Source organism: Pseudomonas sp. PGPR40 (genome assembly GCF_022014505.1).
Classification (GTDB): domain Bacteria; phylum Pseudomonadota; class Gammaproteobacteria; order Pseudomonadales; family Pseudomonadaceae; genus Aquipseudomonas.
Map to the genome: position 1 here is coordinate 39,544 of NZ_JAKLSP010000010.1, position 25,015 is coordinate 64,558.

Sequence of the window (25,015 nt, forward strand, 5' to 3'; positions counted from 1 at the left end):
GCTGATGGCTTTCCTGGGGAAACATCAGTCATAAATGCGCGGGATCCTGAATCGTCTGTCAAACGTCGTCGTTTGCGAGCGGTTCACCAAGCCGCCGTTACATAAAAACAATGCCAGGGCGTAACTCAATGAGCGTAAGCAATCCAACCCTGATCACGTTCGTGATCTACATCGCAGCAATGGTGCTGATCGGCTTGATGGCCTATCGCTCCACCAACAACCTTTCTGACTATATTCTGGGCGGCCGTAGCCTGGGCAGCGTCGTAACCGCGCTTTCTGCTGGTGCTTCCGACATGAGTGGCTGGTTGTTGATGGGCCTGCCAGGCGCTATCTACATGTCCGGTCTTTCCGAAAGCTGGATCGCCATCGGCCTGATCATCGGTGCTTACCTGAACTGGCTTTTCGTCGCTGGCCGTCTGCGTGTGCAGACCGAGCACAACGGCGATGCGCTGACCCTGCCGGACTATTTCGCCAGTCGTTTCGAAGATAAAAGCGGCCTGCTGCGGATCATCTCTGCGGTCGTGATCCTGGTGTTCTTCACCATTTACTGCGCTTCCGGCATCGTAGCCGGCGCCCGTCTGTTTGAAAGCACCTTCGGCATGTCCTACGAGACAGCGCTGTGGGCCGGTGCTGCGGCGACGATTGCCTACACCTTCGTCGGTGGTTTCCTGGCAGTGAGCTGGACTGACACCGTACAAGCCACGCTGATGATCTTCGCCTTGTTGCTGACGCCGATCATTGTGCTGCTGGCCACTGGTGGCATCGACACCACCTTCCTGGCGATCGAAGCACAAGATCCAAGCAACTTCGACATGCTGAAAAACACCACCTTCATCGGCATCATCTCGCTGATGGGCTGGGGCCTGGGCTACTTCGGCCAACCGCACATCCTGGCGCGTTTCATGGCGGCGGATTCGGTCAAGTCGATCGCTAACGCCCGTCGCATCTCCATGACCTGGATGATCCTGTGCCTGGGCGGCACCGTCGCGGTAGGTTTCTTCGGTATCGCTTACTTCTCGGCAAACCCTGCCGTGGCCATGCCCGTGAGCGAAAACCACGAACGTGTGTTTATCGAACTGGCAAAAATCCTGTTTAACCCATGGGTTGCCGGTATCTTGCTGTCGGCGATTCTGGCTGCGGTGATGAGCACCCTGAGCTGCCAACTGCTGGTGTGCTCGAGCGCCCTGACCGAAGACTTCTACAAAACCTTCCTGCGTAAAACCGCTTCCCAGGTTGAGCTGGTCTGGGTCGGCCGCGCCATGGTGCTGCTGGTTGCCCTGATCGCCATTGCGATGGCGGCAAATCCGGAAAACCGTGTCCTGGGTCTGGTCAGCTACGCCTGGGCTGGTTTCGGTGCTGCGTTCGGTCCAGTTGTCCTGATCTCCGTGATCTGGAAAGACATGACCCGCAACGGCGCACTGGCCGGCATCCTGGTTGGCGCGATCACCGTAATCGTCTGGAAACACTTCGAACTGCTGGGTCTGTACGAAATCATCCCTGGTTTCATCTTCGCCAGCCTGGCGATCTTCTTCGTCAGCAAAATGGGCGCACCGACCGCCGGCATGCTTCAGCGCTTTGCTGCGGCCGAGAAGGATTTCCGTCTGAACCAGTGATGGGGATGAGCTGATGCTCTGATCTTTCAGCTACAACGAAACGGCCTGTTTCCTTAATGGAGGCGGGCCGTTTTTTTTGCGGGGAAAGGTTTGGTGTTTTTGATGGCCCCTTCGCGGGCAAGCCTCGCTCCTACGGATTTGTGTGTTCTGTAGGAGCGAGGCTTGCCCGCGAAGAGGCCATCCGCAGCAACACACTACTTTTGCGTGGAATGTCTGTAGCCCAACATCCCGATTTTTGAAGGAAAAATCCCTAAAAAAACAGGACAAATCTGATTTCCCTGTCCCTCCGTCAACACCCCTTGTCGCTCATGCAGAATCGCCCGCCTTCATTCTGCAGAGACACATCGGATGTTCGCGCCTGCCAATCAACCGCGTTTCACGTTGACCCTCGACGGCGTCCAGAATCAGCTCAAGGTACTTGAGTTCACGGGCAAGGAAGCCATTAGCCAACCCTACCGTTTTGACCTGGAACTGGTCAGCGAACGGCCCGACATTGACCTCGAAAGCCTGCTGCATCGTCAGGCGTTTCTGAGTTTCGATGCACAAGGTTCTGGTATCCACGGTCAGATTTTTCGCGTTGGCCAGGGTGATTCCGGTCAACGTCTGACGGGTTACCAAATCAGTCTTGTACCGCGTCTGGCGTACCTCGCTCGGCGCATCAATCAGCGAATCTTTCAGCGCAAAAACGTGCCGACCATCGTCGAGGAAGTTCTCAAAGACCATGGCATCCAGCGCGATGCCTTCAAGTTCCAGCTCGGCAGCGACTATTCCGATCGCGAGTATTGCGTGCAATACGCCGAAAGCGATCTGGCGTTCATCCAGCGGTTATGTGCAGAAGTCGGCATTCATTACCACTTCCAACACAGCCCCGACGGGCATCTGTTGGTGTTCGGCGATGACCAGACGGTTTTCCCCCGGCTGCCCGAGCCGACACTGTATCTGCCAGGCAGTGGGATGGCGGCTGAGGCGCCGGCGATCAAGCGCTTCAACGTGCGGCTGGAAACCCGGACTACAGCGGTCACTCGCCGGGACTACGACTTTCATAAACCGCGTTTGCAACTCGAAAGCCGCCTCGATAGCGAGCAGCGACCGCTGCTCGAGGATTACCACTTCCCCGGTCAATTCAGTGATCGCGAGCACGGCAAACGTCTGGCTCAACGGGCCTTGGAGCGCCACGGGGCAGATTACCGCCAGGCTGAAGGTTGCGGCGATGAATCTGCTTTAGTCAGTGGGCATTTCCTACGCCTTGCCGAACACCCGCGTCAGACGTGGAATGACCTGTGGTTGATCACTGAAATTGAACACCGTGGCCGGCAGCCGCAGGTGCTGGAAGAGTCGGCCGCCAACGACAGCCCGGATGATTTCCAGGGCTATCGCAATACCTTTCTGGCGACGCCGTGGGATGTTTTTTTTCGCCCGCCGCTGGGGCCAGAAAAACCGCGCATGCTTGGCTATCAGCCTGCCGTGGTCACCGGCCCGAAAGACAGCGAAATCCATTGCGACGCATATGGCCGAATCAAGGTTCAGCTCGCCTGGGACCGTGACGGTCAGCTCAACGAGCATTCCAGTTGCTGGCTGCGTGTCGCCACTGGCTGGGCGCACGACCGTTACGGCAGCGTGATGATTCCGCGCGTCGGCATGGAAGTGTTGGTGGGATTCATCGACGCCGATGCCGACAAACCGCTGGTCATGGGTTGCCTGCCCAATGCGGCAACCCCAGTGCCGCTCGATCTGCCGGCGGACAAGACCCGCAGCATTTTCCGCAGTCAAAGCAGTCCCGGTGGCGGCGGTTACAACGAATTGCGCATCGAGGATCGCAAAGGCGCCGAGGAAATCTACCTGCGCGCCCAGCGAAACTGGACTCAGCATGTGCTGAACGATCAACACGTGCAGGTCGACAACCAGCGCAGCATCGTCGTCACCGGCACCGCCCGCCATGAGTTGAAGGCTGACGAAAAACGCATCACCCACGGTCAGCGCCAGACCGAAGTGCGGCTGGACGATCACTTGGTGGTAGTCGGCGACCGCCACATTCGCGTGACCAGTCAGGCGCTCAATGCCAGTCAGCAATTCCACGTCAGCGCCGGCCAGCAAGTGGTCATCGACGGCGGTGCCAGTGCGACCATTCAGGCGGGCGGGCAGTGGATCAACATCGGCCCCGGCGGGATTTTCAGCAGCGTGCCGATTCAGGTCGGTGGCGCACCGATGGCGGCCATGACTGCGGCGCCGAGCTTGCCGGATGTTCCGTTGAAACTCGCAGCCGCCCCGGCAGCGCTGCTCAGTGCCGCACAAATACTCAGCCTGCAAAGCGACGCGCCATTCTGCGAAGAATGCGAGCGCTGCAAGGACGGTGTTTGTGCCGCCTGATGCCTTGTCACCTCACGCCTGGCTGGAGCGCCAGCCGCTGAAACCGTCGGAGCAACTGTTCGCGATCTTCAGCAGTGCCAGTGCGGCTGAACCGTTCAAAGCCTGGCAACGCTCGATCACGGCTCAAGCGCCGAGCCCGATTTGGGCAGATACCGCGTATGCCGAGTGGGAAGCGGTGATGCCCTATGTCGGAATCGTCGCTGTTGATGGTGAGTTTCTGGAGTGGGTTGCTGCTACTGAGTCTCGTGATTGGGGATGGTTGGCGGTTTCTTCTGCCACTCAAGAGGTATTGGTCGAGCATCTGCGCAGCCTCACGCAAGTTCTGCTGCCCAATCGCAACACGGTGTTTTTCCGATTCTGGGATGGGCGCTATTTACTGCCGATTTTGCAATCTGCCGAGGTTGGCGCCGCGCAACTGATACCGGTGGTTGGGCGCTGTCTGATTAATGGCATCGCCCTCGAAGTCGGCGGTAGTGCACTGAAAACCTCCAGGGTTTTCCCATGGTGGGAAGTTTCTGAATCGCTGCTCAAACCCGCCGAGTCCGCTACAACACACATCAACAACTTGCTGAAGTGGCTGAGCGAAGACCGCCCAGACCTTTACGAGGCGTTTTCCGAAAGTGTATTGCAGCACAAAGTTGCGATCTTTTTGCAAGCGCCAGACCTGCCTCAAGCACCGAAATCAGCCTTGGTGGATTACCTGATATCGGAGCTGGACTGATGGATCAGATCGAACGCATCGAGCAGGAGCTCGACGGTTTTAAAGACACCTTGAGTTTGTATCGCCAGCAACTGGGTAGCTTCTTGAGCAGGAATGCGGACAGGGTTAGCCGGGCTGCGGATATGCCGTCGCTGATGGGCATGGAGCGGAAGATCAAGCTGGGAAATACCAGTAAGTCAGTTAGTAGTGGCGACGATGATTTTCTCTCCAGTGTTGCGCAGTGTCCGGACAGCGGAATTCTGGAAATCGAGAGCAAGTTTGAATCGGTTTATGACATTCCGTTGGGGAATATTCAGGTCGATGTGATTGCCAGTGATGGCGGGGAAAGCACGCCGGTCTCGCTCGACGAAAGCGGTAAAGGAAAGTTTAAGGGTTTACCCGGCAAGTTCTATCGCGTTCATGTTCAGAGTGAAGTTACCCCGACTCAAATCAATGATCTTTTCTCCTCATACGATGGCCTGACCACAGAGCTGGAGGGCTGGCTGCGCAAGGAGTGGGAGGGGTTCAAGCCGCAGTGGTCGCAACAATCGGCATCAGCTTCATTGGCAGCAGTGGGAAATGGAGTACTCGCAGGAAGTTGGGCGGCGATTCAAGCTGTTTGGGATGGCATTGGTGAACTCACCGACATCCTGAAAGACCCCGACGCCTTTGCCGAAAAGCTCGGTGAAAGTGCCGGTCAACTCGCCAATCTGGCCGTCACTGCCCCAGACAAAATGGAAAAGGCCATGTTGCTGGCCAGCGACGAGGCAGCACTGTGTTTGCTGGTACGCACCGCAGTGCTATGGCTCGAAGCATTGCCACCTTCGCAACTGGCAGGGTCCTCGGCTGAAGCCATCTCCAAGGTCGTGGTCGGCTTGGTCATCGACTTGTTAATTGGCTTGGTGCTGAGTGTCGTTGGGGTAGGTATTGCCTGGCTGACGGTGCGCCTGGCCAAGTACAGCGCGCAGATTTTTCAGGCCGCAATGGGCTTCGTGAGGTCGATGGTCGCGATCATCAACAACTTCATGGAGTACGTCGACCGCTATAAGAAAGTCGCCGTGCGCGGTGTTGCAGCGGGACTGAAAAAGGGTCGCATGCAACTGCGTTGGGATGCCCGGCGTAACACCACGCTGAAAAAAAACGAACACCACGACGATGTCTCGAAACAGGCCACCAACCCCAACGGCGACAGTGCCGATTCCGCCGATAAAACCGCGACCAACAAATGCCCGGTGTCGATGGTCACCGGCGAAGAACTGCTGACCCTCACCGATGGTGCGCTGGACGGGATTCTGCCGTTCGACTTCATCCGGTTCTATCGCACCAGCGCTGCCGAGATCGACTGCGGGCTGGGTTTTGGCTGGAGCCATTCGCTCGCCCATCGACTGGAGATGGAGGGCGATCATGTCATCTGGATCGACCACGAAAACCGCCGCACCACGTTTCCGCTGCCGAATGCCGAACGCCCGGCGATCCATAACAGCCTGTCGCGCGCGGCGATTTATCTCGGGGCTGTTCCCGAGGAGCTGATCCTCGCCCAGGCCGGCGACGACGCGCGTTTCTACCACTTTCACAACGGTCGGCTGACGGCGATCAGCGACGCGTACGACAACCGCTTGCGCATCACCCGCGACCGTCAGGAGCGTATTCAACGCCTCGACAACGGCGCCGGCCGCGCCTTGCTGTTGCGCTATGACCGCGCGCACCTGATCGCCGTCGACTATCAGGTGTTTGTCCCGGCGCAGACCCTCGACGAAGCCTGGCAAACTGAACAAACGCTGGTCAGTTACCACTACGACGAACGCGATCAACTGATCGAAGCGAGCAATGCCGCCGGGGAGAGCGAGCGTTACGACTACGACGACCGGCACGTGATCCTGCAGCGGCAACTGGCCGGTGGCGCGAGTTTCTTCTGGGCGTGGGAACGCTCCGGCAAGGCGGCGCGCTGCGTGCGGCATTGGGCGTCGTTTGCGCAGATGGATGCGTGCTACGTCTGGGACGACCAGGGCAGCGTCACGGTCCATAACGTCGATGGCAGCCAAGAGGTTTACCTCCACGACGACCGCGCGCGGCTGGTACGCAAGGTCGAGCTGAATGGTGGTGAACAGCTCAAGGCCTATGACGACAACGGCCGGTTGGTGGCCGAGCAGGATCCGCTCGGGGCCATCACCGAATATCGTTACGACGAAGTCGGACGGTTGGTGGCGCTGATTCCGCCGGAAGACGAGCCGACGGCCTACGAGTATCGCAACGGTTTCCTGCACGCGCGCTATCGCGGCAAGGCGGTGTGGAAATATCAGCGCAATGCTCAGGGCGATGTCACTGAAGCCACCGATCCTGATGGCCAGGTTACTCATTACCACTACGACGCTCAGGGGCGTTTGCTGTCGATCCGCTACCCGGACACCAGCCGACATGTGTTCGTCTGGAATGCCTTGGGGCAACTGCTTGAGGAAACGCTACCGGATGGCGGGCAGCGACGCTTTTCCTACGATGCGCTGGGCCGGCAGACGACCCGTCTGGACGAGCACGGTGCGGTCACTCGCTACCAATGGGATGCCATCGGCCGACTGCTCCAGACGACGCTGCCTACCGGTGCCACTCGCGCCTTCAGCTACAACGCCTACGGCCAGATCACCGCCGAACGCAATGAACTGGGCCGCGTCACCCGCTACGAATACGCCGACGACCTGCACCTGGTCAGCCGCCGCATCAACCCCGATGGCACCCAGCTCAAGTACCGCTACGACAACGCGCAGCTGTTGCTGACGGAAATCGAAAACGAGTCCGGCGAAAAATATCAGCTGGACTACACGCCCAGCGGATTGATCCGACAGGAAACCGGCTTCGACGGCCGCCGCACCGCTTATAGCTACGACCTCAACGGCCAGCTGCAGGAGAAAACCGAGTTCGGCGACGACGGCTCGCAGCTGGTTACGGCTTATGAGCGGGACTCAGTTGGGCGTTTGCTGACCAAAACCCCGCCTGACGGTATCAAGGTCGAGTACCGCTACGACTCGTTGGGCCGACTGATCAGCGTCGACGACGGTCACGATCACCCGCTGGAGTTCGAGTACGACCAACAGGATCGCCTAATCACCGAGCACCAGGGCTGGGGCACCTTGCGTTATGGCTACGACGCCTGTGGCCAGCTCAAGCGATTGCGCCTGCCGGACAGCAGCAAACTCGATTACCACCACGCCAAGGGCGGTGCGCTGACGGCGATCGATCTCAATGGCACACGCCTGACGTCGCACACCTTCCTCGCCGGTCGCGAACAAAAACGCCAACAGGGCCTGCTGTTCAGCGAATATGCCTACGACGATCAGGGCCGACTGAAGGCCCACGCTGTCAGCCAACAGCAAAAAAATCTGTACCGCCGCGACTATGCCTACAGCCTCAACGGCAATCTCGACCACATCGCCGACACCCGCCATGGCCAACGCAATTACCAATACGACCCGCTCAACCGCCTGACTCGCGTTCGCCACACCCGCGACGAGCCAGCGGAAACCTTCGCCCACGACCCGGCCGGCAACCTGCTGATGCAGGACCGCTCCGGCGCCGCGAAGGTGCGGGGTAATCGCTTGCTAATGCAGGGCGACCGCCACTACGACTACGACGCCTTCGGTAATCTGATCCGCGAACGCCGCGGCACCGCGCAAAAGCTCGTCACCGAATACCGCTACGACTGCCAGCACCGCCTGGTCGGCGTCACCACCCCGGACGGTCGCACCGCCAGCTACCGCTACGACGCCTTCGGCCGCCGCATCGCCAAAACCATCGACGGCCACACCACTGAATTCTTTTGGCAAGGCGACCACCTCGTCGCCGAAAGCAGCCGCGAACACTACCGCAGCTACGTCTACGAACCCGGCAGCTTCCGCCCTCTGGCCATGCTCGACGGCAAAGGCCCGCGCAAGGCTTGCCCGTTCTACTACCAACTCGACCACCTCGGCACGCCGCAGGAACTGACCGATTTTGGTGGCGAGATCGTGTGGTCGGCGAAGTACAACGCCTACGGAAAAGTCACGCACCTGGCGTTCGGCGGGGGCGAGCAGCTTGAGCAACCGCTGCGCTTTCAAGGGCAGTACTTCGACGCCGAGAGTGGTCTGCATTACAACCGGCATCGCTACTATGATCCGGAGGTGGGTCGGTACTTGACGTCGGACCCGATCAAGTTGGTGGGTGGGCTCAATCAGTATCAGTACACGCCGAATCCGACGGGGTGGGTTGATCCGTTGGGGTTGTCTTGTAACCCGTGCCCTGGTGATAGAAATGTCGATGGACCGTATAGCGAAATTGTTCCCGGTGGGGGTTTAGCTGCGCATGAGGCTCGGGGTGGGCATCTGATTGAAAAACACATTGGTCGATCTGAAGCTCAGTTGGCAAAAAGGCTTGAAGATGAGGGGTGGCTTGGCAGGGCGTCTACTTTCTATGATCGAACAACGGCGGAAAAAGCTATGTCCAGCGTCATAACTACCAATAAGGCAGTGATAGCAAGATTCTTACAGAGCCGAGACACTCAGATCATTATTAGTGACTCTGTCCCTTATCCAGTTGGAGTTGTTTTAAGACGTAGAGCATCCACCGTTATGCCTGTATCCGGGGTGTATCTACTTTTACGCAAGGACCAGCGAATGCCAGATGGTTATCGAATACATACAGGATATGCAGAGTAATGAGCGCAAGATTTCCGGCACTATTCCAGTTCTTGGCTGGCTACTTTCATGAGGATTGGAGCTGTGATCACGAGTCAGAAGATGATGTCGTTCGATCGTTTGTTGCTGAATCTTCTCCAGAAAGGATTTCTCAAGTGAAGGATGAGTTGCAGGTCGTTTTACGTTCTATCCAAAGTGAAGAGGAATTGCAGGTTTTTTTGTTTGAGGAAATTGGATGTTCTTACTATTACCCCTATGCGTGGCCCTCAGGTAAAGCATGGTTGGAGCATATTTTGAGCATGCTTTAGCAGTGAATCCTGTTAGCTTTTCTGCGCTCATCGGGTGAAGGAGGAAGAGAAATTTCTGGGCAAGGTCGTCGGAAGTTTCCTTCAAAACGTATCGGTTTCCATGAACTGGTGCGAAGTGAGATCCATGGATAGTCTTTGGCTGTCGCTGCAAATGCAGTGGCAGGGTGTAGGAACCCTTGGAGATTTACCGCGCATCAGCGCTGTCGTTTGATTGCGGCACTTAATTTGTGTCCGTAACATCGTTCGCGGCGGCTGTACGCGGGACACGCTTCGGCGTGGCTGAGTTTTGGTGGATCTCCTCAGTTTCCTACTCTCGCGTACGGCTGCCACCCAAGCCCGTAGGAAAGGCCGTTGGTAGCTTAAATTTGTCCGCCAAAGGTCTCTAAAAAATGACAACACTTACACCCGATCCTCCCTACGAAAAAATAATCCCTCATCCCGAAAACCGCTTCATGGCGTTGACCGGCAACTGCACCGACATGCCCACGCTGTTCGTCGATACCCACGCGCCGCTCGATGTTTTATACGATGCCGCCAACTATCGAATTCGCGCCGTTACGCAGGTGCTGGAGAACATGTCGATGCGCGGTTCGGTTGAGTGTGAGTCGTTCATTCTTAGTGATTTTGCGTTGCTGTGCGCCATTCCGTTGCGGGATGGGTGTGATGTGCTGGATGTGATTGGGCGGCGGTTGCGGGCTTGGCCTTCGGAGTAAGACTGCTGAAAGATCGTTCCCACGCTCTGCGTGGGAATGCAGCCCGTGACGCTCTGCGTCACATCGGTGCCTGGCTCCACAGCGGTGGTGTGGCTGGAACGCGGAGCGTCCCTTGAGGCATTCCCACGCGGAGCGTGGGAACGATCATCGTGTAGACACCAAGATTGCCCGCTCAGCCACCAACCCCTGACGTTCTGCGCCGTACAAGGTAAACTTCCCGGCCTTCGCAGGAGCAATCATGAATTATCGTCACGCCTTCCATGCCGGCAATCACGCCGATGTGTTCAAACACCTGACTTTGACCCGCCTCATCGCCTTGATGTCGCGCAAGGAGCAGCCGTTTGCCTATCTCGACACTCACGCCGGCATTGGTCTGTATGACCTGCAGGGCGATCAGGCCAGTCGTACCGGTGAGTACCTGGAAGGGATCGCGCGGTTGTGGGATCAGCCGGATTTGCCGGCGTTGACCGCCGATTACATGAAGGTGCTGCACGAGATGAACCCGGATGGCCAGTTGCGCTATTACCCGGGCTCGCCGGAGTTGGCGCGGCGTCTGACGCGGCCGCAGGATCGGCTGATGCTCAACGAGAAGCACCCCGAAGACGGCTTGCTGCTCAAGGACAACATGGCCGGCGATCGTCGGGTGAAGGTTCACTTGGGCGAAGGCTGGCATGTGCCGCGGGCGATGTTGCCGGTGCAGGAGAAGCGGGCGGTGATGTTGATTGATCCGCCGTTCGAGCAGCTCGATGAGATGCAGCGTTGTGCGGCGTCGTTGAAAGAAGCGGTTGGCCGGATGCGTCAGACGGTGGCGGCGATCTGGTACCCGGTGAAGGATCAGCGCATGTTGCGGCGTTTTTATCAGGATCTGGCCGGCACGGGCGCGCCGAAGTTATTGCGGGTGGAGTTGTTGGTGCATCCGCTGGATACGCCCAATAGCTTGAATGGCTCGGGTTTGGCGATTGCCAATCCGCCGTGGGGGCTTGAAGAGGAATTGCGTGAGTTGCTGCCGTGGTTGTCCAAGAAGCTTGGGCAGACCCAGGGTGGGTGGCAGATGGATTGGTTGATTGCTGAGAGTTGACCAGTGATCGTTCCCACGCTCTGCGTGGGAATGCATCCCGTGACGCTCTGTGTCACCTGAAAGCGGAACGCGGAGCGTCCCCGGCGGCATTCCCACGCAGAGCGTGGGAACGATCGGTGTGCGGTTAGATCGGGCAAGTCACGCCTGTACCGCCAATCCCGCAATAGCCTTCCGGATTTTTGGCCAGGTACTGCTGGTGATACGCCTCGGCGAAGTAGAACGTCGGGGCTTCTTCGATTTCGGTGGTGATGGTGCCTTTGCCAGCCTTGGTCAACTCGGCCTGGAACACTTGCTCGCTGTGCTTGGCCGCAGCCAGTTGAGTCGGGTTGGTGGCGTAGATCACCGAGCGGTACTGGGTCCCGATGTCATTGCCCTGGCGCATGCCCTGGGTCGGGTTGTGCAGTTCCCAGAACATCTTCAGCAGCTCTTCGTAGCTGACTTTTGCCGGCTCGTAGACCACCAGTACCACTTCGCTATGGCCGGTCAGGCCCGAGCAGACTTCTTCATACGTCGGGTTCGGCGTAAAGCCGCCGGCGTAACCCACCGCCGTACTGACCACGCCTTCGCGCTGCCAGAACTTGCGCTCCGCGCCCCAGAAGCAACCCAGGCCGAAGATCGCGAAATCCACGTCCATCGCAAAGGGGCCCAGCAGCGGGGCATCGTGGACGAAGTGTTTTTCCGGCACGGTCATTGGGGTTTCGCGGCCAGGCAGAGCTTGTTCTTTAGTCGGGAGCACGTTTTTGTTCACCAGAATTTCCGAGCGCAAGACCATGATCAGTCCTCTCAGTTTGGTTGAGATGTAAATACACAGACCGCCAGTGTGCCGAATGATGCCAAGTTAATCACTACCCAATGTGGGAGCAGGCTTGCTCGCGAAGGCGGCGTGACAGTCGACATCCACGGCGCCTTAGACACCGCCTTCGCGAGCAAGCCCGCTCCCACAGGTGTTGCGACACCGTTGTCAGGCGATTGGGCCGCGCGGGTAGCGTTTGAGCTTTTCGATCAGCTCTGTGCCGGGGATCGGTCGGTCGAACAGGTAGCCCTGGCCGACGTCGCAGCGGTGGCGGCGCAGGAAGGCCAACTGCTCGGCTGTTTCGATGCCTTCAGCCACGACCTTGAGTTTCAGGTTATGGGCCATGGCGATTACCGCGGAGGTGATTTCCATGTCGTCCTGGTTGTCCGGGATTTCGTGGATGAAGCTTCGATCGATCTTGATGATGTCGATCGGGAATTTTTTCAAGTAACTGAGTGACGAGTAACCGGTGCCAAAGTCGTCCATCGCCAGGGTCAGGCCCAGACGCTTGAGTTGGTCGAGTTGCAAGTGCGTGTCTTCGGTGGCTTCCAGCAGCAGGCCTTCGGTCAACTCCAGCTCCAGCAGGTTCGCTGGCAGCTCTTCTTCCTTGAGGATGTTGGCGATGGACGCCACCAGGTCCGGGTCGGAGAACTGCTTGGGCGACAGATTGATCGCCACTTGCAGATTACCGAGGCCGGCGGCGGTCAGGTCTTTGCTCATGCGGCAGGCCTGGCGGGCGATCCATTTGCCGATCGGGATGATCAGCCCGGTTTCTTCGGCGACGCTGATGAACTGGTCCGGGCGGATCATGCCCTTTTCCGGATGATTCCAGCGCAGCAGCGCTTCCATGCCCAGCAAGCGACCGCTACGCAGGCACAGCTTGGGTTGGTAGAACACGTCCAGCTCGTTCTGGGTCAGGGCGCGGCGCAGGTTGTTTTCGACGAACAGTTTGTAGCTGGCCTCGGCGTTCAGCGCTTCGGTGAAGACTTGCACCTGGTGCTTTCCGTTGGCCTTGGCCTTGTGCAGTGCCAGGCCGGCGTTGCGCATCAGCGTCTGTGGGTCGCGGCCATGCAGCGGCGCGCAGGCCAGGCCCACGGAGCCGGTGACGCTGATCAATTGGTTGTCGACGAACAACGGTTTGTCGAGGGTTGCCAGCAATTGGTTGGCGACCTGCTGACCAGTCGAAAGGTCAGTGTCGTCCAGCAGCACTGCGAATTCGTTACTGGCGAAACGTGCCAGGCTGCCGCTCGGGCTCAGGCTGTTGCGCAAGCGTCGCGCCAGGCTAATCAGCAGCTTGTCGCCGGTCTGGTGGCCGAGGCTGTCGTTGATGCGTTTGAAGTTGTCGATGTCCACCAGCAGCAGGCTGATCGGTGTATCGCTGTCTCGGGCGAAGCGTTCATCGAGGTTGCGGATGAACGCCGGGCGATTGCCGAGGTTGGTCAGATTGTCGGTGTAGGCCAGGCGTTCGATACGTTGCTGGGCGAGTTTGGTCTGGGTGATGTCTTCGTAGATGCCGATGTAATGCGTCAGCTCACGGTTGTCGCCATAGACCTTGGAAATCGACAATTGGCCCCAGTAGGGTTCGAGGTTTTTGCGCCGGCTCTTGAACTCGCCCTGCCAGCTATTGCTTTTGGCCAGCGCCGACGGCGCATCGAACAGCAGTTCGCTGAGGTTTTCCAGCGCCGGCAATTCCGACAGCCGCTGGCCGTGGACTTCCTCGGTGGTGTACTGGGTGATCGCGGTAAAGCTTGGGTTGACGTACTCCACCACGCCGTCGCAATTGACCAGCAGAAAGGCGTTGGCGCTTTGCTCCACCGCACGCTGGAACAAGTGCAGGGCGCTGGTGGCGGTGCGACGGTTATGGTTGTTGATCACCTGGGCGAACTGATCCGCCAGCTCGCCGGCAAAGGCGATTTCATCCGACTGCCAGGCGCGGGTCGCACCGATCTGCTCCAGGCAGAGCACGCCGACTACCTGGCCATCCACGCGAATGCTGGCGTCAAGCATGGCGTTGACGTCGCGCGGACGCAGGCTCTCGGCTATTTCCCGGGTGCGCGGGTCACGGATGGCGTTATGGGCGTCGATGGCACGGCCGGTGTGCAAGGCGTCCAGATAATCGGGAAAACCGCTGGCGTCGATCGACTCAGGCAGTTGGCGATCCCGGGTGGCACGGTGATAGGCCGAGATCGGCGTCAGCAGCGAGCCGTCGAGGTGCCACAGGCTGGCGCAGTCGACTTCGTAAATGTCGCAGGCGCTACGAGTGATCAATTCGGCAGCTTCTTGCAGGGAATTGTTGGTGCTGTAGCGCTGGCGGGTCAGCAGCAGAATCAGGTCTTGCTGGGCGCGCACCCGGTCGAGGTGTAGCAGTTGCTCCTGCTGGGCGCGCTGATTGAGTTCCAGGGCGATTTGCAGGCGTGAGTTCTGGGTTTCCAGGTCCAGCGCAGGCAGCAGCGGTTCGCCGTCGAACAGACCGTCCACCACCATCAGGTAGCCGCGCAGCAGGTGTCGATTGTGTTGTTTGTAAGCTTCGCCCAGTTCCAGCAGGCTCAGTACGCCTGCGGCGGTGTGCAAGGTGTAGCGGATCAGGTAATGCGGGCTTTCGGTGAGTTGCTGCTGGATCGTGTCGTGCAGTTGATAGCGCGCCTCGGGCTCCATCAGGCTGGCATAGGGCGAGCCGACCAGGGCACAGAGCTCCACTGCCGGCAGGCCAAACTGTCGTTCGCAATTGGGGTCGAGAAACAACAGCGCCCAGCTCGGTTCATTCAGCCGTTCGAAACGCAGCATGCCGAGCCGCGAGGGCACAGGCAACTGCGTCACTACCTCGGCCACCATACGGCTGGCGGCATCGGGTTGGCTCTTCATATGGAGGGAAACTCGCTTCGAATATGCTGATCGCGCCGGGCTCTCGCCCTCTTTTCTGTTGTCTGCGGCAAGGTTGCATCATTGCGACACCGACTGACAAGAGAGATGAAGGCCAAGTGCTATAAGAATATGTCGGCAGGCGTGAAGATTTCTCCAGCGAGGCGCCAAAAGTAATGTTGTGAGTCAAAAAATCGCAGCCTTCGGCAGCCCCTACAAGGCTGCGATCTTTTCCGGAATCAACGCAATTTGATGCTTACCGACTGCAGTTGCTTGCCATCCCGATCGTGATAATTGACGCGAACCTGTTCAGTATCGACGATCAGATGCGCGAAATTATCCTGGCTGATCACCTCACTGGTCAGCTCATGCCGATAATCTCCCGCAGCTGTTCGGGCCAGCGCTTGGTCGAGAATGAACGTGGATGCCTTGGCATACGGCAGCAATTTGCTGTTGCACAGCGGTGAAGACACGATGGTGTGAACTTCGAAATCCGGATCCTCGCTGTGGGTCAGGCGACTGGTCAGCGAACCGTGGACATCGCCGGAAATGAAGAAGACGTTCTTGATGCCCTGCGTACGAATCGTCTCCAACAGCCGTAATCGTTGTTCCGGGTAGGCTTTCCAGGCGTCATCACCGTGAAGTTTGCGGTCGGGATAGAACATGACGCTGGTGACCACGAATTTCACCCGGGCCAGGCTGTTGATCAGCCATTTGAGCAGCGCCTGTTCCTGCTCTTCGTCCAGGATGCGCCGGTCGCTGGCCGACAGATTGCGTCGGGTTCGGCTGTCGGTGATAAACCATTCGATATCGCCATCGGAGAATTGATACCAATACTGTTGAAGTTTCCTGCTTACTTGTCCGTTGGCAAGTAACTCATGGGCAGGGCTGTGGCTCGCTTGATATAACTCATAGGCCGCCATGGCATTTTTGTATAAGTAAGCGTCGTACTTACTCTCGTTAGCCGGCCAGTTGTCTTCAATTTCATGGTCGTCGAGGATCATGTAAGTTGGCACGCCGGACATTAACTTCGAAATATGAGGCTGAGAGAAAGCCGTGCGGTATTTTCTGAGAATGTCCTTGTATTCCCGGTCGGGTGCGACAAGGTTCAAGTCATCGACGTAGATTTGGTCGCCCGTCATCAGCATGGCGCTGATAGGTGGCTCGGCGCGTTCCGCCAGGCTAGTAACCGAGGCAAAGATCCGGTCGCCCAAATGCGGGGCCGATGCACTGCCGGCGGTTATTCGCAGGTAACGACATGAACCGACAACATACGCCCGTGGTGTCTTGGTTTTGCTGGACTGAGTGCGAAAACGATAGATCTGCCGCGGCCATTGCAGTGGCAATTCCTGAACCGTCTCCACGGTATGCACCGGGCTCATGGGGCTGAACCAGCCTGCCTGGTATTCATAGTCTGTATCGGTGGCGAGATTGTTGAGGGCAATGACATCGGACATGTCACGCAAGATGGTCAGTTTTGAAAAGAGTCCTTTGGACCACTGCTCATCCCCCGTGCGTCGATAACGAATACCTGCAAATACCAAGGCATCCTTCTGTAATTCACCGCGCAAGAAAATGCGGGCATGGTTAGTTGTGGTGTGGCCAATAATTGGCCCGACAGTCGGTTTGAACATGTTCGAATCCATTCGAAGTAATGCTAACTAAGCAGATTAAGTTGTCGAGATTTCTATTAGGAATTCTCCAAACTGATCCTAGTTATTGACTCGCTAAAAATATCAGCCGGAAGTGGACTCGAGTTGTAGGCGGCGTAAGCCGTGAATGTAGGAATAGAGCTCGGAGGCAGAGGGCTTTTTTCAGGGCAAAAAAAAGCCCCGCCAAATTGACGGGGTTGAGGTACGAGCGTGGCGCTCGGAAAACATGACGCGACTGGCCCTCCGGTGAAGGAGGGCCGGCCGGTGTTACAGCAGGATAGTGCGAATGTCCGCCAGCAGGTCGCTCAGACGCTTGGTGAAGCGTGCAGCAGCGGCGCCGTTGATCACACGGTGATCGTAGGACAGCGACAGGGGCAGCATCAGCTTCGGCTGGAAGGCTTTGCCGTCCCAGACTGGCTGGATGGTCGCCTTGGAAACACCGAGGATCGCCACTTCCGGCGCGTTGACGATCGGCGTGAAGCCGGTGCCGCCAATGTGGCCGAGGCTGGAAATGGTGAAGCAGGCGCCTTGCATGTCGTCAGCGGTGAGCTTTTTGTCGCGGGCTTTGGCGGCCAGCGCAGCGGCTTCGGCTGCCAATTGCAACAGGCTCTTCTGGTCGACGTTCTTGATGACCGGTACCAACAGGCCTTCAGGGGTGTCGACGGCGAAGCCGATGTTCACGTACTTCTTGCGGATGATCGCTTTGCCGCTTGGCGCCAGAGAACTGTTGAAGTCCGGGAGTTCCTTGAGCAGGTGTGCGCACGATTTGAGCAGCAGCGGCAGGATGGTCAGCTTGACGCCAGCCTTCTCTGCAACGGCTTTCTGAGCATTGCGGAACGCTTCCAGGTCGGTGATATCAGCCGAATCGAACTGAGTCACGTGAGGAATGTTCAACCAGCTGCGGTGCAGGCTCGACGCGCCGATTTGCATCAGGCGAGTCATCGGCACTTCTTCGGTTTCACCGAAGCGGCTGAAGTCCACGACCGGAATCGGCGGGATGCCCGCGCCGCCGGTTGCGCCAGCCGCAGCGGCCGGTGCTTCCTTGGCTTTCTGCATCATGGCTTTGACGTAAACCTGCACGTCTTCTTTCAGCACACGACCGTGCGGGCCGCTTGGGCTGACCGCGCTCAGCTCGACGCCGAACTCACGGGCCAGTTGGCGCACTGCCGGGCCTGCGTGAACCTTGGCGCCTGGCTTGGCTGGAGCAGCGGCCGGTGCCGCAGCAGGTGCCGCAGCAGGTGCGGCAGCTGCCGGAGCAGCAGGTGCAGTAGCGGCTGGAGCAGGCGCAGCGGCTGGAGCCGGAGCCGCAGCAGGCGCTGCGCCTTTGACTTTCAGCTTCAGGATCAGGTCGCCGGTACCGACTTCGTCATCCAGCTTGATGGCAACGCTTTCCACCACGCCTGCGGCAGGCGATGGAATTTCCATGCTCGCCTTGTCGGATTCCAGGGTGATCAGCGACTGGTCGGCGGCGACGGTATCACCAGCCTTGACCAGCACTTCGATGATCTTGGCCTTGCCCGACGAACCGATGTCCGGGACATGAATATCCTGAACAGTGTCGGCAACCGGAGCCGCCGGAGCCGCAGCGGCTGGCGCCGGAGCAGCGGCAGCAGGCGCAGCAGCCTGGGCTGGCGCGGCCGCGGCCGGTGCAGCAGCACCTGCCACTTCCAGATCCAGAATCAGATCGCCAGTGCCGACTTCGTCGTTGAGCTTGACGCTGATGGCTTTGACCACGCCAGCGGCGGGCGAAGGGATTTCCATGCTGGCCTTGTCGGATTCCAGGGTGATCAGCGACTGATCAGCCTCGACGGTGTCGCCGACCTTGACCTGGATCTCGATGATCTGGGCCTTGCCCGACGAACCGATGTCCGGCACGTGCACTTGCTGAACGCTGGCAGCAGCCGGCGCAGCAGCAGGAGCAGCGGCGGCAGGAGCCGCAGCCGGTTTGGCTTCAGCCTTGGCCGCCGGTGCAGCGGCAGCCGCAGGGGCTGGCGCAGCAGCACCTTCTACTTCCAGCTCCAGCAGTTCGTCGCCTTCTTTCAGGCGATCGCCCAGCTTCACTTTCAGGCTCTTGATGATGCCGGTCTTAGGCGCAGGCACTTCCATGCTCGCCTTGTCCGATTCCAGCGTCAGGATGCTCTGATCGGCTTCGATACGGTCGCCGACCTTCACAAACAGTTCAATTACTTCACCTTCACCGCTGCCGATGTCAGGTACGCGAATGAGTTCGCTCACAGAGTGTCTCCTCAGCAGTCCAGTGGGTTGCGTTTTTCCGGGTTGATACCGAACTTGGCGATGGCTTCAGCCACAACCTTAGGTTCGATGTCACCACGGTCAGCCAAGGCTTCCAGGGCTGCCAACACCACGAAATGACGATCGACTTCGAAGAAGTGACGCAGCTTCTTGCGGCTGTCACTGCGGCCGAAACCATCGGTGCCCAGGACTTTGAATTCCTTGGACGGGACCCACTGACGAATTTGCTCAGCGAACAGCTTCATGTAGTCGGTAGACGCGATGACCGGACCTTTACGGCCGTTCAGGCACTCTTCGACGTAGCTCAGTTTAGGTTTCTGGCCAGGGTGCAGACGGTTGGTGCGCTCAACGGCCAGGCCGTCGCGACGCAGTTCGTTGAAGCTGGTAACGCTCCATACGTCAGCACCGACGTTGAACTCTTCACGCAGGATCTTCGCCGCTTCACGGACTTCACGCAGGATGGTGCCGGAGCCCATCAGCTGAACGTGGTGCGCCGCTTCGCGGGTGTCTTCCTCGAGCAGGTACATGCCTTTCTTGATGCCTTCTTCGGCACCGGCCGGCATGGCTGGCTGCTGGTAGGACTCGTTCATCACGGTGATGTAGTAGAAGACGTCCTGTTGCTCTTCGGTCATCTTCTTCATGCCGTCCTGAATGATCACCGCCAGCTCGTAGCCGTAGGTTGGATCGTAGGTGCGGCAGTTCGGGATGGTGGCAGCCAGCAGGTGGCTGTGACCGTCTTCGTGCTGCAGGCCTTCACCGTTCAGGGTGGTACGGCCGGCGGTGCCGCCGATCAGGAAGCCACGGGTACGGCTGTCGCCAGCGGCCCAGGCCAGGTCGCCGATACGCTGGAAGCCGAACATCGAGTAGAAGATGTAGAACGGCAGCATTGGCTGGTTGTGGCTGGAGTACGAAGTACCGGCAGCGATGAAGGAGCTCATGGCGCCCGCTTCGTTGATGCCTTCTTCGAGAATCTGGCCCTTCTGGTCTTCCTTGTAGAACATCACCTGGTCTTTATCGACTGGCTCGTAGAGCTGGCCGACGGAGGAGTAGATGCCCAACTGACGGAACATGCCTTCCATACCGAAGGTACGGGCTTCGTCCGGGATGATCGGAACGATGCGTGGGCCGATTTCCTTGTCCTTGACCAATTGCGCGAGGATCCGCACGAAAGCCATGGTGGTGGAGATTTCACGGTCGCCCGAGCCGTCCAGGATCGCCTTGAGAGTGTCCAGTGGCGGGGTCGGGATGTTGAAGCTCTTGGCGCGACGCTGTGGCACGAAACCGCCCAGCGCGGTACGGCGCTCTGCCAGGTAACGGGCTTCGGCGCTGTTCGGCTCCGGCTTGAAGAACGGCAGGTTTTCCAGTTCTTCGTCCTTGACCGGAATGTCGAAACGATCGCGGAACAACTTCAGGCTGTCGACATCGACTTTCTTGGTGTTGTGCGCAGTGTTTTTCGCTTCGCCGGCACCGGTGCCATAACCCTTGATGGTCTTGGCCAGGATGACAGTCGGTTGTTCTTTGTGGTTGACCGCTTCGTGGTACGCCGCGTAGACCTTGTACGGGTCGTGGCCGCCACGGTTGAGTTTCCAGATCTCGTCGTCAGACAGGTCTGCAACCATCGCCTTGAGTTCAGGCGTGTTGAAGAAGTGTTCACGCACGAACGCGCCGTCTTTGGCTTTGTAGTTCTGGTACTCGCCGTCGATGACTTCGTCCATGCGGCGTTGCAGGATACCGTCGACATCCTTGGCCAGCAGCGGGTCCCAGAAGCGGCCCCAGATGACCTTGGTCACGTTCCACTGAGCGCCGCGGAACACGCCTTCGAGTTCCTGGATGATCTTGCCGTTGCCGCGAACCGGGCCGTCGAGGCGCTGCAGGTTGCAGTTGATGACGAAGATCAGGTTGTCCAGCTTCTCGCGGCCGGCCAGGGAGATCGCGCCCAGGGATTCCGGCTCGTCGCACTCGCCATCGCCCAGGAAGCACCAGACTTTCTGTTTGCCTGGCTGGATGAAACCACGGTGTTCCAGGTACTTCATGAAGCGAGCCTGGTAGATCGCCTGGATCGGGCCCAGACCCATGGATACGGTCGGGAACTGCCAGAAGTCAGGCATCAGCCACGGGTGCGGATAGGACGACAAGCCCTGGCCGTCGACTTCCTGACGGAAGTTGTTCATCTGGTCTTCGGTGATGCGGCCTTCCATGAATGCACGGGCGTAAACGCCTGGCGAGGTGTGGCCCTGGAAGTAGATCAGGTCGCCGCCGTGTTCGTCGCTCGGGGCCTGGAAGAAGTAGTTGAAGCCGATGTCATACAGGGTCGCACTGGAAGCGAAGCTGGAGATGTGACCGCCGAGGTCAGAATCTTTCAGGTTCGTACGCATTACCATGGCCATCGCGTTCCAGCGTACCAACGAGCGAATGCGGCGTTCCATGAACAGGTCGCCAGGCATGCGTGCTTCGTGGGTAACGGGGATCGTGTTGCGGTACGGCGTAGTGATGGCGTAAGGGAGCTGCGAGCCGCTACGGGTCGCGAGTTCACCCATACGGGTCATCAGATAGTGAGCACGGTCTTCGCCTTCTTTGTCGAGAACCGATTCCAGGGCGTCCAGCCATTCCTGGGTTTCGACGGGATCGAGGTCTTGCATGGCTTGCTCCAGGGCGGAAAGGCTTCCAGAATCGGTTGCCTGAGTTTGCGACTGGCCTTGTGGGCAGACGATATAAATTCTTGGATTGCCGATAGGTTGTTCCGGCGGCGTGTAGTTTTACTACAAATCATCGGGCATTTCAGCCTTTCGAATGTATAGACGAGTAGTAAAACTACAGAAGATTGGCTTGTGGCCTCCGGCTGCGTTGTGAGAATAATCGTTAAGGTTGGTCTTTTGCCAACCAAAAAAGGTGAAGGCTTGATGATCGCTGCCAAAAATAAACAAATTACAGCTATTTCTAACCTTTGTTCGACAGTCAATCACGTAGTGTATTTTCAAAAATCACTACATGCAGCCTTTCGCACGCCGATCAAGGATAGACCATGAGCCTCCCTTCGCTTGCCGAACTGCCCGGCGTACTTCTGCCGTTTGTCACCCGTGCCGAGCAGTCGTTCCGTACGACTGTCGGGGTTCTCCCCGACGATCATGGCCTGTCTGCCTGGACGCCTGAGCGCTGGGCGCAATTTGCCCGTGTCAGCGCTGCCAGCGACTTTGTCATTGAACAGAGCCTGCGTGACCCTTTGATGTTGCTGGAGCTGGTGCAGTCCGGCGAACTGGACCGTGCCTTTGCGCCGGGTGAGTTGTGCGCACAGATTGCGACGGCGGTGAGCGCCGCCGAAACCGACGACCAACTTGGCCACGCCCTGCGTCGCCAGCGCGCCCGTCAGCAAGTGCGGATCATCTGGCGCGATCTGACACGCCAGGCCGATCTGATCCAGACCTGTCGCGACCTCTCGGACATGGCCGATGCCAGCATCGATCAGGCCTGTCAGTGGTTGTATCAGCGCCATTGCCAACAGTTCGGCACGCCCACCGGGCGGCGCAGTGGTAAACCGCAACAGATGGTCATCCTCGGCATGGGCAAGCTCGGTGCCGTGGAGCTGAACCTGTCGTCAGACATCGACCTGATCTTCGCCTACCCCGAGGGCGGTGAAACCGTCGGCGTGAAGCGCTCGCTGGATAATCAGGAGTTTTTCATTCGTCTGGGGCAGCGGCTGATCAAGGCCCTGGACCCGATGACCGTCGACGGTTTCGTGTTCCGCGTCGACATGCGCTTGCGGCCTTACGGTTCGTCCGGCGCCCTGGTGCTGAGCTTCAATGCGCTGGAGCAGTATTACCAGGATCAGGGCCGCGATTGGGAACGCTACGCGATGATCAAGGCGCGCGTGGTGGCCGGCGATCAAGTGGCCGGCGCCCAATTGCTCGACATGCTGCGGCCGTTCGTTTACCGGCGTTACCTGGACTTCTCGGCCATCGAAGCGCTGCGCACCATGAAGCAGCTGATCCAGCAGGAAGTCCGGCGCAAGGGCATGGCCGACAACATCAAACTCGGTTCCGGCGGCATTCGTGAAGTCGAATTTATCGCCCAGGCCTTCCAGCTGATTCACGGCGGTCGCGACTTGAGCCTGCAGCAGCGTCCTTTATTAAAAGTACTGAGCACATTGGAAGGTCAGGGTTACCTGCCGGCGGCGGTAGTCAGTGAACTGCGAGAAGCCTACGAATTTCTGCGTTACACCGAACACGCGATCCAGGCGATTGCCGACCGTCAGACCCAGATGCTGCCAGATAGCCCGCAGGATCAGGCGCGCATTGCCTTTATGCTCGGGTTCGCCAACTGGACAGCGTTCCACGAACAGCTGATGTACTGGCGTGGCCGGGTGGCCTGGCACTTTGCTCAGGTGATCGCCGATCCCGACGAAGAGGACGGCGCCGAGAGCGAAGTGGTGGTCGGCGGGGAATGGCTGCCGCTGTGGGAAGAGGCGCAGGACGAGGAGGCCGCGTGCCGTCAGCTGGAAGAGGGTGGTTTCGCCGATGCTTCCAAGGCGCTGAAAGCCCTGGCCAATCTGCGCGGCAGTCCGCAATTACGCGCCATGCAGCGCCTGGGGCGTGAACGTCTCGATGCTTTTATTCCGCGCTTGCTGGCTCAGGCGGTGGAGCACGCCAATCCCGATCTGGTGTTGGAGCGGGTACTGCCGTTGGTGGAAGCCGTGGCGCGTCGTTCCGCCTATCTGGTGTTGTTGACCGAGAATCCCGGCGCCCTGCGTCGCTTGCTGACGCTATGCGCCGCGAGCCCGTGGATTGCCGAACAGATCACGCGCTTCCCGTTGCTGCTCGACGAGTTGCTCAACGAAGGCCGGTTGTTCAAGCCACCGCTGGCGCCGGAACTGACGGCCGAGCTGCGCGAGCGTTTGACGCGGATTCCCGAAGACGACCTCGAACAGCAAATGGAAGCCCTGCGGCATTTCAAACTGGCGCACCGCTTGCGCGTCGCCGCCTCGGAAATCGCCGGCAGCCTGCCATTAATGAAGGTCAGTGATTACCTGACCTGGCTCGCCGAAGCGATTCTCGAACAGGTCCTGGCCCTGGCCTGGCGTCAGACCGTGGCCAAGTACGGCACGCCGCAACGCACCGACGGCAGCTTGTGCGACCCTGGTTTCATCATTGTCGGTTACGGGAAAGTCGGCGGTCTGGAACTGGGGCACAGTTCGGACCTGGATCTGGTGTTCATCCACGACGGCGATCCACAGGCGGAAACCGACGGGTCGAAGCCTATTGACGGTGCACAGTTTTTTACCCGGCTCGGGCAGCGCATCATTCATTTGCTGACGGCGCAGACCAACTCCGGCCAGCTGTATGAGGTGGACATGCGCCTGCGTCCGTCCGGTGCGTCCGGTTTGTTGGTGAGTTCCCTGGGGGCGTTTGCCCGGTATCAGGAAAACGAAGCCTGGACCTGGGAACATCAGGCGCTGGTGCGAGCACGGGTGCTGGTGGGCAGTCAGGATGTCGGCGAGGCGTTCGAGAAAGTTCGCGCGGCGGTATTGGGCAAGTCGCGGGATCTGCAGACCTTGCGCCAGGAGGTCAGCGAGATGCGTGCCAAGATGCGCGATAATCTCGGCAGCAAGAGCACGGCGGCGGGCACGGCGGCAAATGCCTTCGAGGCCACGGCGCCGTTCGATCTCAAGCAGGACGCCGGAGGTATCGTCGATATTGAATTTATGGTGCAATACGCGGCTCTGGCATGGTCTGAGGCGCATCCGTCATTGCTGCGCTATACCGACAATATCCGCATTCTGGAAGGGTTGGAGGAGGTCGGGCTAATGCCCGCCGAAGATGCCAGCCTGTTGCGTGAAGCCTATAAGGCCTACCGCTCCGCCGCTCACCGGGAGGCCTTGCAAAAGGACGCCGGAGTGATACCGGGCGACCAGTTCGTGGATGAACGACGGCAGGTCATGCGGATCTGGCGCGAGCTGGGGTTAAGCTGAGAAGGGATATTTGTAACACCTGATACCCAATGTAGGAGCGAGCTTGCTCGCGAAGG

The 25,015-nt window shown here is 58.8% G+C and carries 13 protein-coding genes; 8 read left to right on the forward strand and 5 right to left on the reverse strand.

Features of this window, described 5'->3' with window-relative positions; all coding sequences use genetic code 11:
- Positions 1-128 precede the first annotated feature (128 nt).
- From putP to MEB48_RS10870, 7 genes are all read left to right on the forward strand, one after another.
- Positions 129-1,613, forward strand: a complete 1,485-nt coding sequence (gene putP / locus MEB48_RS10840; protein ID WP_237884257.1) for a sodium/proline symporter PutP — start codon at positions 129-131, stop codon at positions 1,611-1,613.
- Between the two features lie 348 nt (positions 1,614-1,961).
- Entirely contained in the window at positions 1,962-3,980 is a 2,019-nt protein-coding gene (locus tag MEB48_RS10845; RefSeq protein ID WP_237884258.1) for a type VI secretion system Vgr family protein, read from the forward strand.
- The gene (locus tag MEB48_RS10850; protein WP_237884259.1) at positions 3,970-4,701 is read left to right on the forward strand and encodes a DUF4123 domain-containing protein; all 732 of its coding nucleotides are present in this window, start codon (positions 3,970-3,972) and stop codon (positions 4,699-4,701) included. Before MEB48_RS10845 ends, MEB48_RS10850 begins: the two co-directional genes overlap by 11 nt.
- Positions 4,701-9,362, forward strand: coding sequence for an RHS repeat protein (locus MEB48_RS10855; RefSeq protein ID WP_237884260.1), 4,662 nt, complete (start codon positions 4,701-4,703; stop codon positions 9,360-9,362). Before MEB48_RS10850 ends, MEB48_RS10855 begins: the two co-directional genes overlap by 1 nt.
- Positions 9,362-9,649: a contact-dependent growth inhibition system immunity protein gene (locus MEB48_RS10860; protein ID WP_048396103.1), complete on the forward strand. Its 288-nt coding sequence runs from the start codon at positions 9,362-9,364 to the stop codon at positions 9,647-9,649. The genes MEB48_RS10855 and MEB48_RS10860 overlap by 1 nt, the downstream gene beginning before the upstream one ends.
- Positions 9,650-10,038: 389 nt before the next feature.
- Complete coding sequence (locus tag MEB48_RS10865; protein ID WP_237884261.1) at positions 10,039-10,362, forward strand: hypothetical protein; 324 nt, start codon at positions 10,039-10,041, stop codon at positions 10,360-10,362.
- A 238-nt stretch (positions 10,363-10,600) separates the two neighbouring features.
- Positions 10,601-11,440: a 23S rRNA (adenine(2030)-N(6))-methyltransferase RlmJ gene (locus MEB48_RS10870; protein ID WP_237884262.1), complete on the forward strand. Its 840-nt coding sequence runs from the start codon at positions 10,601-10,603 to the stop codon at positions 11,438-11,440.
- 124 nt (positions 11,441-11,564) lie between these two features.
- On the opposite strand, the gene msrA is transcribed toward MEB48_RS10870, so the two are convergent.
- The 5 genes from msrA to aceE all read right to left on the reverse strand — a co-directional run bounded on the left by msrA (position 11,565) and on the right by aceE (position 21,636).
- A complete protein-coding gene (msrA, locus tag MEB48_RS10875) occupies positions 11,565-12,212 on the reverse strand; it encodes a peptide-methionine (S)-S-oxide reductase MsrA (RefSeq protein WP_095052839.1) in 648 nt (215 codons plus the stop codon).
- A gap of 189 nt (positions 12,213-12,401) precedes the next feature.
- Positions 12,402-15,095, reverse strand: coding sequence for a putative bifunctional diguanylate cyclase/phosphodiesterase (locus MEB48_RS10880; RefSeq protein WP_237884263.1), 2,694 nt, complete (start codon positions 15,093-15,095; stop codon positions 12,402-12,404).
- Between the two features lie 236 nt (positions 15,096-15,331).
- The gene (locus MEB48_RS10885; protein WP_237884264.1) at positions 15,332-16,726 is read right to left on the reverse strand and encodes an alkaline phosphatase D family protein; all 1,395 of its coding nucleotides are present in this window, start codon (positions 16,724-16,726) and stop codon (positions 15,332-15,334) included.
- A gap of 285 nt (positions 16,727-17,011) precedes the next feature.
- The gene (gene aceF, locus MEB48_RS10890; RefSeq protein WP_237884265.1) at positions 17,012-18,979 is read right to left on the reverse strand and encodes a dihydrolipoyllysine-residue acetyltransferase; all 1,968 of its coding nucleotides are present in this window, start codon (positions 18,977-18,979) and stop codon (positions 17,012-17,014) included.
- Between the two features lie 11 nt (positions 18,980-18,990).
- Positions 18,991-21,636: a pyruvate dehydrogenase (acetyl-transferring), homodimeric type gene (aceE, locus tag MEB48_RS10895; protein WP_237884266.1), complete on the reverse strand. Its 2,646-nt coding sequence runs from the start codon at positions 21,634-21,636 to the stop codon at positions 18,991-18,993.
- 383 nt (positions 21,637-22,019) lie between these two features.
- Here aceE and glnE point away from each other — a divergent pair, with 383 nt between their 5' ends.
- Positions 22,020-24,959 carry a bifunctional [glutamate--ammonia ligase]-adenylyl-L-tyrosine phosphorylase/[glutamate--ammonia-ligase] adenylyltransferase gene (gene glnE, locus MEB48_RS10900; RefSeq protein WP_237884267.1) on the forward strand — a complete coding sequence of 980 codons (2,940 nt, stop codon included), beginning with the start codon at positions 22,020-22,022 and terminating at the stop codon, positions 24,957-24,959.
- Positions 24,960-25,015: the final 56 nt, after the last annotated feature.

Coding starts and splice junctions, on each gene's coding strand:
- MEB48_RS10855 (WP_237884260.1), top strand. CDS start 4,701: ATGGATCAGATCGAACGCATCGAGCAGGAGCTCGACGGTTTTAAAGAC.
- MEB48_RS10860 (WP_048396103.1), top strand. CDS start 9,362: ATGAGCGCAAGATTTCCGGCACTATTCCAGTTCTTGGCTGGCTACTTT.
- MEB48_RS10870 (WP_237884262.1), top strand. CDS start 10,601: ATGAATTATCGTCACGCCTTCCATGCCGGCAATCACGCCGATGTGTTC.
- msrA (WP_095052839.1), bottom strand. CDS start 12,212: ATGGTCTTGCGCTCGGAAATTCTGGTGAACAAAAACGTGCTCCCGACT.
- glnE (WP_237884267.1), top strand. CDS start 22,020: ATGAGCCTCCCTTCGCTTGCCGAACTGCCCGGCGTACTTCTGCCGTTT.
- putP (WP_237884257.1), top strand. CDS start 129: ATGAGCGTAAGCAATCCAACCCTGATCACGTTCGTGATCTACATCGCA.
- MEB48_RS10845 (WP_237884258.1), top strand. CDS start 1,962: ATGTTCGCGCCTGCCAATCAACCGCGTTTCACGTTGACCCTCGACGGC.
- MEB48_RS10885 (WP_237884264.1), bottom strand. CDS start 16,726: ATGTTCAAACCGACTGTCGGGCCAATTATTGGCCACACCACAACTAAC.
- MEB48_RS10880 (WP_237884263.1), bottom strand. CDS start 15,095: ATGAAGAGCCAACCCGATGCCGCCAGCCGTATGGTGGCCGAGGTAGTG.
- MEB48_RS10865 (WP_237884261.1), top strand. CDS start 10,039: ATGACAACACTTACACCCGATCCTCCCTACGAAAAAATAATCCCTCAT.
- aceE (WP_237884266.1), bottom strand. CDS start 21,636: ATGCAAGACCTCGATCCCGTCGAAACCCAGGAATGGCTGGACGCCCTG.